Annotated in this window: 19 protein-coding genes; 4 read left to right on the top strand and 15 right to left on the bottom strand. The window is 34.6% G+C overall.

Features of this window, described 5'->3' with window-relative positions; translation table 11 throughout:
* Window positions 1-23: 23 nt before the first annotated feature.
* Together AC6H33_RS06130 and AC6H33_RS06135 are read left to right on the top strand one after the other, a co-directional pair.
* Window positions 24-1,220: a tetrahydrodipicolinate N-succinyltransferase N-terminal domain-containing protein gene (locus AC6H33_RS06130; RefSeq protein ID WP_497604000.1), complete on the top strand. Its 1,197-nt coding sequence runs from the start codon at window positions 24-26 to the stop codon at window positions 1,218-1,220.
* A 28-nt stretch (window positions 1,221-1,248) separates the two neighbouring features.
* Window positions 1,249-1,554 (top strand): flagellar basal body rod C-terminal domain-containing protein, encoded by a 306-nt coding sequence (locus AC6H33_RS06135; RefSeq protein ID WP_497604001.1) that lies wholly within the window; start codon window positions 1,249-1,251, stop codon window positions 1,552-1,554.
* Between the two features lie 41 nt (window positions 1,555-1,595).
* On the opposite strand, the gene AC6H33_RS06140 is transcribed toward AC6H33_RS06135, so the two are convergent.
* From AC6H33_RS06140 to AC6H33_RS06195, 12 genes are all read right to left on the bottom strand, one after another.
* Window positions 1,596-2,711 (bottom strand): multiheme c-type cytochrome, encoded by a 1,116-nt coding sequence (locus AC6H33_RS06140; protein WP_497604002.1) that lies wholly within the window; start codon window positions 2,709-2,711, stop codon window positions 1,596-1,598.
* Window positions 2,712-2,799: 88 nt separating this feature from the next.
* Window positions 2,800-4,128 carry an NlpC/P60 family N-terminal domain-containing protein gene (locus AC6H33_RS06145; protein WP_497604003.1) on the bottom strand — a complete coding sequence of 443 codons (1,329 nt, stop codon included), beginning with the start codon at window positions 4,126-4,128 and terminating at the stop codon, window positions 2,800-2,802.
* A 9-nt stretch (window positions 4,129-4,137) separates the two neighbouring features.
* The gene (locus tag AC6H33_RS06150; protein WP_497604004.1) at window positions 4,138-4,797 is read right to left on the bottom strand and encodes a LexA family transcriptional regulator; all 660 of its coding nucleotides are present in this window, start codon (window positions 4,795-4,797) and stop codon (window positions 4,138-4,140) included.
* A gap of 228 nt (window positions 4,798-5,025) precedes the next feature.
* A complete protein-coding gene (locus AC6H33_RS06155) occupies window positions 5,026-5,184 on the bottom strand; it encodes a hypothetical protein (protein WP_497604005.1) in 159 nt (52 codons plus the stop codon).
* Window positions 5,181-5,660 carry a tRNA (cytidine(34)-2'-O)-methyltransferase gene (locus AC6H33_RS06160; protein ID WP_497604006.1) on the bottom strand — a complete coding sequence of 160 codons (480 nt, stop codon included), beginning with the start codon at window positions 5,658-5,660 and terminating at the stop codon, window positions 5,181-5,183. Before AC6H33_RS06160 ends, AC6H33_RS06155 begins: the two co-directional genes overlap by 4 nt.
* A gap of 97 nt (window positions 5,661-5,757) precedes the next feature.
* Window positions 5,758-6,594: a formyltetrahydrofolate deformylase gene (purU, locus tag AC6H33_RS06165; RefSeq protein ID WP_497604007.1), complete on the bottom strand. Its 837-nt coding sequence runs from the start codon at window positions 6,592-6,594 to the stop codon at window positions 5,758-5,760.
* Window positions 6,591-6,923, bottom strand: coding sequence for a CiaD-like domain-containing protein (locus AC6H33_RS06170; RefSeq protein ID WP_497604008.1), 333 nt, complete (start codon window positions 6,921-6,923; stop codon window positions 6,591-6,593). The genes purU and AC6H33_RS06170 overlap by 4 nt, the downstream gene beginning before the upstream one ends.
* Window positions 6,914-7,162 carry a hypothetical protein gene (locus AC6H33_RS06175; RefSeq protein WP_497604009.1) on the bottom strand — a complete coding sequence of 83 codons (249 nt, stop codon included), beginning with the start codon at window positions 7,160-7,162 and terminating at the stop codon, window positions 6,914-6,916. Before AC6H33_RS06175 ends, AC6H33_RS06170 begins: the two co-directional genes overlap by 10 nt.
* Window positions 7,159-8,226: a 3-isopropylmalate dehydrogenase gene (leuB, locus tag AC6H33_RS06180; RefSeq protein WP_497604010.1), complete on the bottom strand. Its 1,068-nt coding sequence runs from the start codon at window positions 8,224-8,226 to the stop codon at window positions 7,159-7,161. Before leuB ends, AC6H33_RS06175 begins: the two co-directional genes overlap by 4 nt.
* A 2-nt stretch (window positions 8,227-8,228) precedes the next feature.
* Window positions 8,229-8,732, bottom strand: a complete 504-nt coding sequence (locus AC6H33_RS06185; RefSeq protein WP_497604011.1) for a 3-isopropylmalate dehydratase small subunit — start codon at window positions 8,730-8,732, stop codon at window positions 8,229-8,231.
* 147 nt (window positions 8,733-8,879) lie between these two features.
* Window positions 8,880-9,668, bottom strand: a complete 789-nt coding sequence (flgG, locus tag AC6H33_RS06190) for a flagellar basal-body rod protein FlgG (RefSeq protein WP_497604012.1) — start codon at window positions 9,666-9,668, stop codon at window positions 8,880-8,882.
* A 12-nt stretch (window positions 9,669-9,680) separates the two neighbouring features.
* On the bottom strand, window positions 9,681-10,511 hold the full coding sequence (locus AC6H33_RS06195) for a flagellar hook-basal body protein (RefSeq protein WP_497604013.1): 831 nt from the start codon (window positions 10,509-10,511) through the stop codon (window positions 9,681-9,683).
* A gap of 133 nt (window positions 10,512-10,644) precedes the next feature.
* Here AC6H33_RS06195 and rpoD point away from each other — a divergent pair, with 133 nt between their 5' ends.
* Together rpoD and AC6H33_RS06205 are read left to right on the top strand one after the other, a co-directional pair.
* Window positions 10,645-12,516: an RNA polymerase sigma factor RpoD gene (gene rpoD / locus AC6H33_RS06200; protein WP_497604014.1), complete on the top strand. Its 1,872-nt coding sequence runs from the start codon at window positions 10,645-10,647 to the stop codon at window positions 12,514-12,516.
* 10 nt (window positions 12,517-12,526) lie between these two features.
* Window positions 12,527-13,210 carry a hypothetical protein gene (locus AC6H33_RS06205; protein WP_497604015.1) on the top strand — a complete coding sequence of 228 codons (684 nt, stop codon included), beginning with the start codon at window positions 12,527-12,529 and terminating at the stop codon, window positions 13,208-13,210.
* On the opposite strand, the gene AC6H33_RS06210 is transcribed toward AC6H33_RS06205, so the two are convergent.
* The 3 genes from AC6H33_RS06210 to hemL are packed head-to-tail and all read right to left on the bottom strand — an operon-like array spanning window position 13,194 to window position 15,304.
* On the bottom strand, window positions 13,194-13,712 hold the full coding sequence (locus AC6H33_RS06210) for a hypothetical protein (RefSeq protein ID WP_497604016.1): 519 nt from the start codon (window positions 13,710-13,712) through the stop codon (window positions 13,194-13,196). The two genes, AC6H33_RS06205 and AC6H33_RS06210, sit on opposite strands and share 17 nt — an antisense overlap.
* The gene (locus AC6H33_RS06215; RefSeq protein ID WP_497604017.1) at window positions 13,696-14,019 is read right to left on the bottom strand and encodes an AtpZ/AtpI family protein; all 324 of its coding nucleotides are present in this window, start codon (window positions 14,017-14,019) and stop codon (window positions 13,696-13,698) included. The genes AC6H33_RS06210 and AC6H33_RS06215 overlap by 17 nt, the downstream gene beginning before the upstream one ends.
* Window positions 14,012-15,304 carry a glutamate-1-semialdehyde 2,1-aminomutase gene (gene hemL / locus AC6H33_RS06220; protein WP_497604018.1) on the bottom strand — a complete coding sequence of 431 codons (1,293 nt, stop codon included), beginning with the start codon at window positions 15,302-15,304 and terminating at the stop codon, window positions 14,012-14,014. The genes AC6H33_RS06215 and hemL overlap by 8 nt, the downstream gene beginning before the upstream one ends.
* Between the last annotated feature and the right edge of the window lie 66 nt (window positions 15,305-15,370).

The raw sequence follows: 15,370 nt of genomic DNA on the forward strand, positions 1-15,370 counted from the left end.
ACAAATCACTTAAGAGAGAATTTATGGAAATTATTCAAACTACGGAAGCTTTTAAAGAACTTATTCAAGACATTAAAACATCAATCAAGAATTATAGAGAGCCTTTGGCTTTTGGTATATGTAGAGTAGATATGGGGCAACTGAATCTTGAAAAAACACTTCAGGCAACATACCCAGTAATTAACTGGAATGAAAATTTTGGCAGCGCAGCTATATTTATTAAAGCACTTGAAGAACAAGGTGTTGAGATAGATTTTAGCCAAAGTGAAGTAGTTTGCAATATTAACAGTACTTTTTTAAAGAGCGCTCTAAATGCTTTTTCTCCTTATTCAGATGAAGCTTACGGAGATGCTCATAAAAATATACAAGTTGTTTCTGCACTTTACAATCAGATAGCTACAAACGGTTCAAAAGATGGTGAGTTTAGAGTAACATTTATCTTTGCTGATGAGCCACTAAAGAGCGTTGAGGCAGCATACTTAAAACTTTATGCCCTCTCTCAAGCAAAAGTAGAAATTAGAAGTATAAATCTCAATGGCGCTTTTGGAGCACTTCCAAATGTTGCATGGTCAAATGGAAAGCCAATAGAGTTAGATTATCTTCGTGAGTTTGAAATAGAATTAAAACTTGCAAATGAGTACCCGCATATTGACTTTGTTGATAAATTTCCAAGATTTCTTCAACACATTATTCCTGCCGATAACACTCGTATACTAGATACATCAAAAGTAAGATTTGGTGCACAATTAGCGGCTGGAACTACTGTAATGCCAGGTGCTTCTTACGTGAACTTTAACGCTGGAACAACAGGCGCTGTAATGGTTGAAGGAAGAATTTCAAGCTCTGCTGTTGTTGGTGCTGGAAGTGACGTTGGTGGAGGAGCTTCTATACTTGGTGTTCTTAGCGGAACGGATGGAAATCCTATAACTATCGGTAAAAATACACTTCTTGGTGCAAACTCTACATGTGGGATCCCGCTAGGCGATGGTTGTATTATTGATGGTGGCTTAGCAGTTTTTGCTGGAACAAAGTTTCATATAAACGATGAAGAGATAAGTGAACTCAAAGAAGTAAATCCAAATACAAAATTTGATAACTACATGAAGGGCTGGGAACTTGCAGGACTAAATGGTATCCATTTTAGACAAAACTCTCTAAATGGACAATACGTTGTTCAAAGAAGCACTAGAGAAGTAAAGTTAAATGCCGATTTACATTAGTATTTTATCTTAAGAGGAAGGTTGCAATATGAATATATCAAATAATATTTCATCAATTCAAGCGCATCAGAGTATGTTAAATAACAGTGCAAATAATGTTGCAAATGTAAATACAGATGGGTTTACTCCTACAAACAGTAGAATTTCTGGCGGTGATAATTATGTCAGAGCAGAAGACTCAAAAGCAGATAATAACGGCTCAAGCAGAAGTCAGACAGATTTAGCTAATGAAATAACCAATCAAATAGTCGCTCAAGACGCCACGTCTGTAAATGTAACTGCAATTAAGACACAAGATGAGATGTTTGGCTCACTTTTAGATATTAAAGCCTAAAAACACTCTAGGAGCGAGAGATTTGCTCTCACTCCTTGCAACTACTTAATCACGATAGAAACTTCATCTCCAATATACTGTTTTGTTATTTCATCAGATGTAAGTTCTAATTTTTTTGCTATATTTGGATTTACAACATAACTTACCCACGTTGATTTTATAATATCACCTTTTTGAAGGCTTGGTACGCTGTAGAGAACTATTTTTGAACTCATAGCTTTTAGATTTTGATTTAATTCGTAACCAACTGCATTATGAGGCATTGCCTGTTTTTCTTCACTATCTTTAAAAACTATTATAAAGGTTGCTTCTTTGTCCTCTTTTGGGCTTTGGCTAAAATTACTCCAGATAGTTTTGCCATCTCTTAGCACAACTGTTTTTACAAATTTTAGTCGCATTGGATGCGTAATTATGGCATGTCCCATCTTGTTTTCTATACTTAACTCTATATTTTCATTTTTATAAGATAAGCCTAATTTAACACTTTTTTTAACCATCTCATCTGAACGGATACCTAGGAAATTATGTGTTGTATACTCACTTCTACCCTTTTTGTTAAAGTTTTCATTTCCTCCTGTAGCTTTTGGCATATGACACCCTATACAATCGCTTCTTGAGTCATGCTGATCTTTAGAGTTGCAGACTTCAAATCCATTACTATTCTCTTTGTGAGAGTGACATCCCATACATACTTCACTGTTTTTATATATATCACTACTTTGAGAATTATGTTTATTGCTTGAATCTGGATTATCTAAATTTCCAAACATGGTAGGTTTATCATCAAAGGCAGTGCTTGAAAAATTTATATTGTATGACTTTCCATAATGAATCTTACTGATTTGATGACAAAAAGAACAAGAAACTCCATCGCTATTGCTTATCTCCTCTGCTTTTGGGTTCTCTGTTCCGCGAATAATTGCAGATAAATTTTTTGCTGCTGGCATATGACAGAGTGCGCATGAGTATTTTTTATCATCTGATAACTCTTGTACTTTTCTATGCACTTCATCGCTAAATAATGATGCTTTATGATGCATTGATTTAGTATGTTGATTGTATATATTTTCATGGCACTCTTTACAAGATTCGCTATCAAGGTATTTTGCCTCAACAACAATAAACAATAGCAAGAATATTAAAATAATTTTTTTCATTTAAACTCCATTTTTTAGTTCAAATTATACTATATATTTTTTATAATTATTATTCTTAGAGCTTATTTTAAGTGTAATATATTAATAGTTACTCTGTAATAATATTCATACTTGTCATATTTTTTAAAAGCTCTGAGCTCTTATCATAATCTTTTTGCTCTTCCCCAAGCTTTAGTGTACTAAAAATTGCACGACCAATAATCAATCTACCCTCAACACCATCTTTCTTTGTTTTTATACCCCATGTGTTGTGAAAAACAACTATATCATCATTGTACGTTCCTACGTAAAGGACAATATGCCCTTTTTTATAGAGCAATGTCTGAAATGGGATAGCTTTCTCTTTTATAGTTATTATCTTCTTTTCCTCGCTCATATCTTTTAAAGAGATAATCTTTCCTACCTTGCTTTGCTGATATGAATTTCTAGGCAGCCATATACCAAAAGGAGTAAACATATCTCTAAGCATGGAAGAGCAATCTCTTTGCTCATACATTCCACCCCATCCATAGTTTGTTTTTGAAACCTCTTTTGTAATCTCTGACAAGTTCTCTGCACTTAAGTTCAGAATCTCTTTTGTTGCTATCTCTTTTGGTATTGTTGAGCTAGAATATATCGCTCTTGTGCCTATACGTGATGCAACAGTTAATGCCTTGTAGCTTGTTTCATCTTCTGATATTATGGCAAAGCTCATTCCTATTTTTGACTTGTAGAGAAAATCTCCATTCGCGTCATAGATGGCAGCGCCCTCTTTTACTATATAAATTTGTTCTGATTTTTGCCAAAACTCTCTATCATCATCTTCTAAGATAACAAACTCACTGGCCCTAATCCAACCTGATGCAAAACTACTAAATACATAAGCCCACGCTCTATCTTCTGAATAGTGTGAGATAAAAATTGGGCTGTTTGCATGAACAGTACTATTTTGAAGATAATCAAAAGGGAAACCCTCTCCTGCCATAGATGGGTCTCTTAGCAGTGGTCTGATAGTCGGAAAAGCCCTTAAATCAACCTCGTTTAAAGTTACACCTTTTTTATTTAATGTTGCATACTCTTGGAAATTTGCACTTTGAATCATCTCATCAAAAAAACTTTGTTTATGTAACTGTAAGTTTTCACCATAACTTCTTGATGGAGTAAATGCGATAAAAGGCCATACTATTGACTCTATACTCTCTCTTGGTTTATCAATGTTCCAAACACTAAAGTATCTCGAGTTATATTTCTTTTGAATATCGTAAATAGAAACATTGTTCTCTATAAACTTAGAAAAATAGTCTGCATCTTGCGGAATATTTGCTAAATCATATATATCCAATGATTTTGGAACACTTTTTTTAATATCGGGCTTACTGACATGTTGTGAGCACCCAGCAAATAAAAATAGAATAAAAACTATAAAAAAATATCTCACATAACACTCCTAATCAACGTTTCCAAATCTGCTTACTACTCGCCCTATAACCTCTATCTCACCAAGATTTAATGTTTGTGTTGAGTAGATTGGATTGTCTGAAATTACATCTATTTTTCCATCTATTCTCTTTTGAACTCTCTTTATAAATAGTCCAGCTTCAGTTCTGATAGTAAAAATTCCACCTCTTTGAAGATCTACTTTAGCTCTATTTATAAAAACAATGTCGTTATAACTAAAAGTCGGCTCCATAGAATCCCCAGATACATTTACTGCCTCTATATTTCTAAGTTCTCTCTCTCCGCCTAATATCGCCACAAACTCTGGAGGAATTTTTATCATCTCATTCTCTTCATCTTCACCTTCAGCTCCACCTCCAGCAGAAGCACTTACATTGCTAAAATATTTAATCATAAAAAATTTGTTTGTGGCCTCAACTAAACTCTCAGGAGACTGCCCATAAAGAAGCCAGTTTATAGATATAGATTTTAGTGCACAAAAATCCAAAAGCTCACTAAATGGTATTTTGTCTCTTTTTTTCATTGTCGCAAAATTCATCTGCGAAACTCCAAGTATATCAGCTACATCTTTGTCGTATATCTTTTTGCCGTTATATTCATTTGAGACTATACTTTTTATCTCTTCAACAATATCAAGAAAACTTTTCATCCAAACCCCCAATTAATCGCTTATATATGAAAGATTATAGTAGTTTTTTGAAATTTAGTCAAAATAAATATGACAAAATGCAATACTTTTTATCATTATTTTAAATAATGTGTACTATTTGACAAATTAAACAATAAAATCAAAGGATTTAAAATGAAAGTTGTAGTAGATAACGCAAAAAACTTATTTGATAAATTTGAGGATAAATTAGAGCAATGGGCAAAGATACTATTTTAAAACAGTATCTTTTGTATCCTTCTCTTTTTGCTCATCAGCCTCTCTTTGTGCTTCTCGCTGGGCTGATTTATTTTTATGATATCCGCCAAAGATAAAAATCATAAAAAGTACAAAGAGAATTGACATAGCTATATCGATAAATGTACTCATACATCCTCCAAAAAGGTAGTGTAATTTTGTCTTATGGCTTCATACAAAATTATGCCCGTACTTATGGCTAAGTTAAGGCTTCTACCCTCGTTTGTCATTGGAATAGTGATATTTAGCTCTTTGTATTTGGTTAGTATCTCTGCAGGAATTCCAGCTGTTTCACTTCCAAAAAATATATAGTCACCATCATTAAACTTTGCATCAAAATATGGTTTATCAGTTTTTGTAGTTGCAAAATGAGCATTAGCTGTTATGTTGTTGTTTTGGAAAAATTCTTCAAGACTCTCCCAAACATGTAAATCAAGCTTATGCCAATAATCAAGCCCTGCGCGACGCACAGCTTTTTCATCCATATCAAAAGCTATCGGTTTTATGATATGCAAAGCTGCCCCTGCGTTTACACAAAGCCGACCTATTGCACCAGTATTATTTGGAATTTGAGGATTTACTAAAACTAAATTAAATTTTGCAATCATTAATAACCTCTCAAAAACTTTGTTTTTCTAAAGAAACATTTTTGCTACGCGAAAACCGCATTTGCTTGTTTTGTAGCTTTAGCGCGCATATTATCATCTAGAAGATTACAGTTTTATTTGCATAAACAAAAATTCTATCTTCAAGTGCCAATCTTAAAGCACGCGAGAGTACAACTTTTTCAACATCTTTACCCATACGTTGCATATCTCTCCAGCTATTTGCATGATTTACATGTATAACTTCTTGAGCAATAATTGGACCTTCATCAAGATTATTATTTACAAAATGTGATGTAGCTCCTATAATCTTAACTCCTCTCTCATAAGCCTGTTTATAAGGGTTTGCACCTATAAATGCTGGTAAAAATGAGTGGTGTATATTTATAATTCTATTTTCATATATCTCTATAAATTTTGGCGTTAAAATCCTCATATATTTTGCTAAAACAATATAGTCAATATCATCAAACTTTGCTAAAAAATCTATAATTTTTTCTTCATGCTCTTCTCTATCCAATCCTACGTGCGAAATTTCAATAAAAGGGACATTAAACTTCTCTACAAATGAGCCCAACTCTGCGTAGTTTGATATTACGCATAGGATATTTGCCTCAAGCTCACCCGCTTCATGTCGTACTAAAATATCTCCGAGCGCATGCATCTCTTTTGTAGCCATGATTACTATATTTTTATTTTTTGGTGCAATTACGTCTATATTTGCACTCTTAGGCATTACTTCACTTATTGATTGGTAAAGCTCATTAAGAGCCATATCTCCCTCAACAACACTTCTCATAAAAAATTTATTATTTTCACTATCAACAAATTCGCTATTTGAGAGGATATTGAAATCATTTTTATAAAAAACAGTTGATACTTTATGTACCAAACCTTTTTCATCATTTGCATCTATAAGTACTCTATATTGGCTCATCTACGCTTTCCTCTCTCTAGCTCTTCCACTCTTGAATCAATCGTCACTAAAACATACTCTAAAAAGTTAAGTGTCATATCTACTTTAGCTTCTATGTTTGTGTTATTTGGTGCTTGAAATCCTTCAAAAAGCACAAGCAATCTCTCTCGCATCGATGTCAAAAACATCATTTCATTACTGAGAACTTGCTCAACTTCAGGTTCCATATCTATCTTTACTTCTTCTTTGATTTTTAGTTTGAACTTATTTTCAGCTATCTGGTTGTCAACATCTGGTTTCATATCTTCTAACTCGGCTAAAGTTGAGAGAATTACATCTTTTAGTTCCATAGTTTTAATAACCACCTTTCAAATTCATTAAACTCCACATCCTCTTCCATTTTTACAAAGTAATCTTTCATCTGAGTATTTACGTTTAAAAACTTTTTTCTCATACCAGAGAGTCTTCGTATGGCAATCTTTGCATCACTATTTGAGGAGTCTTTTTTCAAAATCTCTTTGTAAATTTCAAGAGCTTCTTCTTTGAGCCCTTGAAGTTCATAAATATTTGCTAGAGTGAGTGTTTTCATTTTGCCGCATAATTAGCGATAATCGAACCCATTTCACTAGTTGAACATACCTCTTTAGCATCATACTGTGCCAAATCTTTTGTTCTGTATCCCTCTTTTAGAGCTCTCTTTACAGCAGCATCTATTTTATCTGCAGCTTTATGTTCATCCAAGGCATAGCGGAGCATCATTGACGCTGACAATATAGTAGCAATTGGGTTTGCTACTCCTTGCCCTGCTATATCTGGCGCAGAGCCATGAATCGGCTCATAAACACCTATTTTAGCACCAACAGACGCTGATGGAAGAAGTCCGATAGAGCCAGAGAGCATACTTGCCTCATCACTTAAAATGTCACCGAAAATATTTCCAGTTAGCATTACATCAAACTGTCTTGGGTCGCGGATAAGTTGCATAGCAGCATTGTCAACATACATATGAGTAAGCTCAACTTCAGGGTACTCTTTTGAAACCTCAATAACAACTTCTCTCCAGAGTTGTGAAACATCTAAAACATTTGCTTTATCGATTGAACATACTCTTTTACTTCTGTTCATTGCTATCTTAAAGGCTTGATGGGCTATTCTTACAATCTCTTCGCGAGTATAAACCATGGTATTCCAACCTTTGTTCTCATCTCTACCTTTTGGCTCTCCAAAGTAAATACCACCAATAAGCTCACGAACAACCATTAAATCTACACCCTTTATAACTTCAGGTTTAAGTGATGAAGCATTTATAAGTTCGTCAAAAACATTTGCAGGGCGAAGGTTTGCATAAACACCAAGCTCTTTACGAAATCTTAGCAGTCCGCTCTCAGGTCTCTTCTCGCGTGGTAGATTGTCCCATTTTGATCCACCAATCGCACCAAAAAGTACAGCATCACTGTTTAGCGAAATGTTAATTGTCTCTTGAGGAAGCGGATCACCTGTTATATCATAAGCACATCCACCCATTAAAGCCTCTTCGTAAGAGAACTCCAAATCACAACATGACGCAACAGCATCCAAAACTTTTACTGCTTCATCTATAATCTCAGGACCAATTCCATCACCTTTAATAAGTGCGATTTTGTATGTTTTCATAACTATTTACCTTTAATTTCATTTTGAGCAAAGTTCATAAGTCCACCAGCATCAATCAACTCTTGCATAAAGTCTGGAATCGGGATAAATTTATACACTTTTGAAGATGTTTTATTTGTAACTGTTCCATTATTCATATCAACACTTATCTCATCACCTTCAGCTATCTCTGCACTCTCTTCTAACTCAAAAATAGGAAGTCCCATATTAAAAGCATTACGATAAAAAATTCTTGCAAATGTAGGTGCGATTACTGCGGCAACACCAGCAGCTTTTAGTGCTATTGGAGCATGTTCACGAGAACTTCCACAACCAAAATTCTCACCAGCGACTATAACATCTCCGCTTTTCATCTTTTTAACGAATTCAGGGTCTGCATCTTCCATAACATGCTTTGCAAGTTCTTCTGGAACCGAAGTGTTTAAATAGCGAGCTGCTATAATTAAATCTGTATCGATATCTTTTCCAAATCTCCAAACTTTTCCATCAATATTTGCTTTTTGCATTTTAAATCCTAACTTCTATTTTTAAATAATTTTCGCGATTATAACTAAAATGTTGTTTGAGTTTTATAAAAAGAGAGGTTTTGCAGAGAGTAAAAAATAAAAAAGCGACATCATATTAAATGGTATTATGCCGCTATTAGAGAGTTGTTATCTTTTTAGATTATTGGTTGTTTGAAGCATTTCATCACTTGTTGTAATTACTTTTGAATTAGAATCATAAGCACGTTGTCCAGTAATTAGGTCTGTTAACTCAACAACAAGTTCAACGTTACTTAGCTCAACAAAACCTTGTCTTAAAACACCAAGACCATCAAGACCAGGAGTCCCTTCAACTGGTTGGCCCGAGCTGTCAGTCTCGATATAAAGATTATCTCCCATTGAGTGAAGACCTGCTGGATTTATAAAGTTTGTAAGTGTAATTTGGCCTATCTGAGTTGCTTGTGCTTGTCCTGCTTGAACAACACTTACAGTTCCATCTGTACCGATACTTACGTTTGTTGCATCAGGCGGAACAACCACTTCTGGAACCATTCTATAGCCGTCACTGTTTACAATAGAGCCATTTTCATCAACTTTAAATGCACCATTTCTTGAGTAAACTTCACTGCCATCTGGAAGTTCAAGTTTAAAAAAGCCATTTCCAGTTACAGCAACATCAAGTTGATTATCTGTCTGCTTTAGGCTTCCCTCTGAAAATATTTTGTTAATTGCAGTTGGACGAACACCAAGACCAACCTCTATACCAGTTGGGCTTTTAGTAACATCACTTGTTGATGTTCCTGCGTATTCCATTACTTTATACATAAGATCGGCGAACTCTGCACGAGATTTTTTAAATCCAATAGTATTTACGTTGGCAATATTATTTGCTGTTGTGTTGATTTGTGTCTGCATTCCTATCATTCCAGTAGAAGCAGTGTAAAGTGATTGCATCATGGTCTATTCTCCTTAAGATTTTTTAGCAAGTTTTTCAATTGCATCGCGGTTCATATCATTCATCTGTGTATCCATTGCTTTTTGATACATTCCAACTAAACGATTTGTCTCTATCAGTTGCGTCATCATTTTTACAGCATTTACATTACTCTTCTCGACAAATCCCTGTAAAACTGCTTCACTTCCATCAAGACTCACAAGCCCTTCTGTGCCACCTGCACCATCATATCTATAAAGACCATCACCCTCTTTTTTTAGAAGATTGATATTGTCTGGCTGTGCAATAAAGAGTCTATTAACCTGATTAAGGTTCATAGAATTTGGAATATTTGTAAGAATTTGTCCATTTTTATCTATCTCTATCGCACTATCGCCCTCATTAAAAACAATAGGTTGATTTGAAATAAAATAATCACTTGGCAAAACTTCATACCCTTGTTTTGTGATTAACTTGCCTTCATCATTCTTTGTAAAAGTTCCATCTCTTGTGAGGCGAATACCCTCTGGAGTTTTTACTAAAAAAAACATTCCCTCTTTAGATAGAGCCATATCTAGCGGGTTATCGCTCTTTTGCATCGTTCCCAAAGAGAAGTCTGTATATGCATCAACAACTTGTGGTGCTTTATTCATTGCTCTATTTAAGAACTGTGCTGCTTCTTTTGTGTGATTTGCATTTGGAAGCTCATCTCTGGCTTCTTTATAAAGACGCATAAAGTCACCAACAATAAGATTATCTTCTTTGAATCCTGCTGTATTTACATTGGCAAGATTATTTGCAATAGTATCAAGTCTATTAAACTGTGTAACCATCCCAGCTGCTGAGCTGTAATATCCGCTTTGCATAAGGTACCTTTTAACAAATATTTTTTAGGTAATAGCAAAGATTGTTCCAAATTTTAAACAAGTGCTATTTAAGTATATCTCGGTATAATCCACCTTTAAAAAATCTTAATAGACCAACAAGGTGTACTTCCACATGACAGCAAAAGAACTCAACAAAGCTATTGAAGCATTCTTTGCCAATCAAAAACCAAAAGAGTGTTCTACTTATGAATCACTTATAGAACTTTTTGACAAACAACCAACAGCCGCACAAGCTGCAAGCATCCATAAACTAATACAAAAACATAAAGCTTGTATATACACATCATCAGAACACGCAAAACTGCTTAATGATAAAGAAGCAGAAGCAAGAAAAAGTGCTCAAAGAAAGATGATTGAAAACAACGAAACAGATAGTTTTGACATACTAAAAGAGCATGAGCTCCTAGAGTGGTCAAGATCTGATTCTCCTGTTCGTATGTACCTTCGTGAAATGGGTCAAATTCCGCTTTTAACAAAAGAAGAAGAGATAGAGATAAGTAAAAAAATAGAGGGCGGGGAGAGTATTATTATCGATGCAATCTGTTCTGTTCCATATTTAATAGATTTTATTCTTGATTATCGAGAACCTCTGATAAACAGAGAAAGAAGAGTTAAAGAGCTTTTTAAAAGCTTTGAAGATGAAAAAGATGACGGCGACGATAGCGATGAGAGTGATGACGATACAGATGATAATGATGATGAAGAAGTTGTTGAAAAGACATTAACAGCTAAAGATAAAAGTAGAGTTGAAAAAGTAACTATAAGCTTCAAAGCTTTAGAAAAAGCAAAAAAAGAGTGGGTAAAACTTGCTGAGAAGTTAGCTGAAAGCACAGATAGTGAACTCACTGCCGATCTTGTAATGCACTATTTGAGTGTTACTTATAAAAAAGGTGTTCTAAAAGAGAAACTATTAGACCTTGGACCTACTTCAAAGCTGATAAATGAACTTGTAAAAGCGATGGAAACAGCCCTAAAGAGTGATGAAGGCTACGATAAAGAGCTAAAGAGATTAGAATACAAACTGCCACTTTTCAATGCAACTCTAAAAGCAAACCATAAAGTTTTAGTTGAAAAAATTTGTGATTTAACAAAAGAAGACATATCAGCTATGGTGCCAGAAGCAACTATGGTCAGCACTTATATGGAGATCAAAAAACTAGTTCAAACAAAAGAGGCTTCAAAAAACAGCTTTGATATGGAACCAGAAAAGTTAGCAGATATTTTAGAGCAAATTAAACGTGGAAAAAATATCTCTGAAATCTCTAAAACTAAAATGGCAAAGTCAAACCTTAGACTTGTTGTATCTATTGCAAAAAGATACACAAATCGTGGATTGCCTTTCCTTGACCTTATTCAAGAGGGAAATATAGGGCTTATGAAGGCTGTTGATAAGTTTGAATACCAAAAAGGTTATAAGTTCTCAACTTATGCTACTTGGTGGATTCGTCAAGCAATCAGCCGTGCAATTGCAGACCAAGCAAGAACTATTCGTATTCCAATTCATATGATTGAAACTATAAATCGTATCAATAAAATTATGCGTAAACACCTTCAAGAACACGGCAAAGAGCCAGATGTTGAAGTAATCGCACTAGAAGTTGGTTTATCTGTTGAGAAGGTTAAAAACGTAATTAAAATTACAAAAGAGCCTATAAGTCTAGAAGCACCTATTGGAAGCGAAGATGATGGGCGTTTTGGTGACTTCATAGAAGATAAAACATCAATTTCTCCATCTGATGCAATACTAAAAGATGATTTAAGAGTTCAAATCGAGAATGTTTTAGAACAGCTAAATGAGAGAGAAAAAGCAGTTATCAAACTTCGCTTTGGAATTATGGATGATGAGTCAGATAGAACACTTGAAGAGATTGGAAAAGAGTTAAATGTCACTCGTGAGAGAGTGCGCCAAATCGAGTCAAGCGCAATCAAAAAACTAAAGCACCCTAAAGTTGGAAGAAAACTTAAAAACTACATAGAAGAGTAATGGATTAAACATGACGTTTGAACAGCAATGGATAGAGTATGATTATAACCCCTTCATACTCTTTAGTGCGGCTGGAAAAATACTATCTCTTAATGCAGAAGCACAGTTTTTACTAGGCTACACATGCACAGAAGAGATATTTACTCTTGCAACTACACACGCCAACATATCATTTGGGTTTAAAACGACTTTTTTAGAGTTAGATTTTGGACGTTACAAGTTTTTTGCTATTACTGTTGGATATGAAAATGATGAAACAATTGGCATAAAACTATATCAAGCACCATCTTTTAAAATTAATAAACCTAAACCTGTTGGTGAAGCAACAAATATCTATGCGCTTGTTGATTTATGTATTTTGACTTATTCGATAAACTCAAAAATAGTTTTTGAAAAGGATTTTGATCCAACTATTCCTGAGGTTATTATTGACTCAAATAGCTTTATTAAAGTTTTAAATAAGATTTACTCTTGCTATGAAAATAGTAAAAAAATTACAACAAAAGTATTTTATAGAGTTGGTGAGCATATAAAATTTGAAGAAAAAAAATACTCTATCTTTTCAGTAGAAATAAGCGCTAAAGAGCTAGATGAAGAGAGATTAAGTGAACTAAAGGTCTTAATTTCAAATAGCAATTTTTATATTGATATTCAAAAGAAAATAACTATAAATATTCCTATGATTTTATCTTAACGTTTAAATCTCTTGATATAAAATAACCTGCCATTATGCCAATAAAGAGTGCTGGAAGATAGATTTTTATATCTAATAATTCATTGTTTTTAAGCGCTATAAACCCCAAAATCAAAAATAAATATGGAGCTAGTCTAAAGAGAGAAACAGAAGCTCTTGAACCTTTTTTAATATCTTTTAGGTTTAAGATTTTTATCCTCTTTTTCTCCTCTTGTACGATAGCCTTTAAGTCGAGTTCTTCTACTGGAGCCTCATTTATAGGAGTTTCATCATATAACTCGTATGGGTCTTCCACTTCATCTAAAAAATCTCTTTTTTCATCTATATTTTCTAATTCAATCTGCGCTTTAATCATCTTTTTATAGGCGTAAGAAGAACCAGCTATAACCAAGAAACTGCTTAGTGCAGCAATCTGAATATTTATAAAAAGAGTAAAAGATAGCAGAGTTGTTGTTAAAATTAAAAACTCAAGAGCTAAAAGATATTTAATGGTTTTTTTCACCATAATCCTCTTCGTCATCCTCATCATCGCTAAGCTTTTTTTTAATCGCATATCGTGGCTCTTTTGCTAACTCTTCGTAAGCTTTATACTGTTTTGAGTAAGCTTTGTAGACATTAAGTACTGCGGCTGCTATACCTATGAAGACACCTATCCAAAGTGTCCAAAAGTGACCAGTCATATTTTTTAGTATCAAGCCTATTCCAACACCCATCAGAACAGCCACAACCATAGAAATACCTAAAGAGAGGCTATCAGCCGCCTCAATAATCGGTTTTATTCTAGGAGCTTTTTCTTCTTTTTCAGCCATTTGTAATCTCTTTAAATACTCTAGCACTAGCTTTAATAGTATCTTCAATCATCTCATCGGTAACAGCAGTTGAGATAAAACCTGTCTCATAAAGTGAACATGCGAAGTAAAAGCCCTCTTTGAGCATCTTAGAGTGAAATAAGGCAAATAGTTTCTCATCAGAGTTGCACGCATCTGCGAAGTTTTTTACTGGCTTATCATTGAAGAAAAAGCCAAACATACTTCCTCTTGTGTCTATCTGCATAGTTATACCACAAGCTTTTGCCTCTTGTTGCATACCCTCTACAAGTCTTGTAGCGCGAGAGTTTAAAACAGAGATAATTTGTCCATTTTGTTTGAGTTTTCTAATAGCCGCAAGACCTGCTGCCATAGCAACAGGGTTTCCACTTAGCGTTCCAGCTTGATAAACTGGACCATCTGGTGAGAGTTTTGCCATAATCTCGGCTCTTGCACCAAATGCACCAACTGGCATTCCGCCACCGATTACCTTTCCAAGGGTAACTATGTCAGGTTTTACTCCAGTGATAGACTCTGCACCGTTTAGCGTTGCTCTAAATCCACTCATTACTTCATCAAAAACAAGTAAAGTTCCATTTGCATCGCAAAGCTTTCTTAACTCATACAAGAACTCTTTATCAGCAGGAACAAGCCCCATATTTCCAGCTATTGGTTCTATAATTACACATGCTATATTTTTAGAATCAGCAAAGCACTTCTTAACGCTCTCTATATTGTTATACTCAGCTAAGAGTGTATGTTTTGTAAAATCAGCTGGAACTCCTGGAGAGCTTGGGTTTCCAAATGTAGCCGCTCCGCTTCCAGCTTGAACCAATAGTGAGTCACTATGACCATGATAACAACCTGTAAACTTTACAATATCATCACGATTTGTATATCCACGAGCAAGGCGGATAGCGCTCATAACAGCCTCTGTCCCACTGCTCACAAATCTAATCTTCTCAATTGAGTCAAACATAGAGATAACAAGAGCAGCCAAATCACTCTCAGCCTGTGTTGGAGCACCAAAACTAAGTCCGTGTTTTACAGCTTCTATAACAGCACTCTCAATAGTCTCATCTCTATGACCAAAAAGAAGCGGTCCCCAGCTTTGAACAAAATCAACATATCTGTTTCCATCTATATCTGTTAAATACGCACCGCTTCCCTCTGCTATAAACAGTGGTGTTCCACCTACACTTTTAAATGCTCTTACAGGAGAGTTTACGCCTCCTGGGATTAAGTTTTGTGCTTCTTTAAAAGCTTTTAATGAATTATCTATGCTCATAAAATGACCCTCTATTTTTTTTGTAATTATATCGAAGTACTATTAATCTACATTAGTTATAATTGC

This window comes from Sulfurimonas limnophila, from assembly GCF_059705345.1.

Bases quoted from the DNA above. Each gene is read 5' to 3' on its own strand.
- AC6H33_RS06130 (WP_497604000.1), top strand. From the start codon at position 24: ATGGAAATTATTCAAACTACGGAAGCTTTTAAAGAACTTATTCAAGAC.
- AC6H33_RS06135 (WP_497604001.1), top strand. From the start codon at position 1,249: ATGAATATATCAAATAATATTTCATCAATTCAAGCGCATCAGAGTATG.
- AC6H33_RS06140 (WP_497604002.1), bottom strand. From the start codon at position 2,711: ATGAAAAAAATTATTTTAATATTCTTGCTATTGTTTATTGTTGTTGAG.
- AC6H33_RS06150 (WP_497604004.1), bottom strand. From the start codon at position 4,797: ATGAAAAGTTTTCTTGATATTGTTGAAGAGATAAAAAGTATAGTCTCA.
- AC6H33_RS06155 (WP_497604005.1), bottom strand. From the start codon at position 5,184: ATGAGTACATTTATCGATATAGCTATGTCAATTCTCTTTGTACTTTTT.
- AC6H33_RS06160 (WP_497604006.1), bottom strand. From the start codon at position 5,660: ATGATTGCAAAATTTAATTTAGTTTTAGTAAATCCTCAAATTCCAAAT.
- purU (WP_497604007.1), bottom strand. From the start codon at position 6,594: ATGAGCCAATATAGAGTACTTATAGATGCAAATGATGAAAAAGGTTTG.
- AC6H33_RS06170 (WP_497604008.1), bottom strand. From the start codon at position 6,923: ATGGAACTAAAAGATGTAATTCTCTCAACTTTAGCCGAGTTAGAAGAT.
- AC6H33_RS06175 (WP_497604009.1), bottom strand. From the start codon at position 7,162: ATGAAAACACTCACTCTAGCAAATATTTATGAACTTCAAGGGCTCAAA.
- leuB (WP_497604010.1), bottom strand. From the start codon at position 8,226: ATGAAAACATACAAAATCGCACTTATTAAAGGTGATGGAATTGGTCCT.
- AC6H33_RS06185 (WP_497604011.1), bottom strand. From the start codon at position 8,732: ATGCAAAAAGCAAATATTGATGGAAAAGTTTGGAGATTTGGAAAAGAT.
- flgG (WP_497604012.1), bottom strand. From the start codon at position 9,668: ATGATGCAATCACTTTACACTGCTTCTACTGGAATGATAGGAATGCAG.
- AC6H33_RS06195 (WP_497604013.1), bottom strand. From the start codon at position 10,511: ATGCAAAGCGGATATTACAGCTCAGCAGCTGGGATGGTTACACAGTTT.
- rpoD (WP_497604014.1), top strand. From the start codon at position 10,645: ATGACAGCAAAAGAACTCAACAAAGCTATTGAAGCATTCTTTGCCAAT.
- AC6H33_RS06205 (WP_497604015.1), top strand. From the start codon at position 12,527: ATGACGTTTGAACAGCAATGGATAGAGTATGATTATAACCCCTTCATA.
- AC6H33_RS06215 (WP_497604017.1), bottom strand. From the start codon at position 14,019: ATGGCTGAAAAAGAAGAAAAAGCTCCTAGAATAAAACCGATTATTGAG.
- hemL (WP_497604018.1), bottom strand. From the start codon at position 15,304: ATGAGCATAGATAATTCATTAAAAGCTTTTAAAGAAGCACAAAACTTA.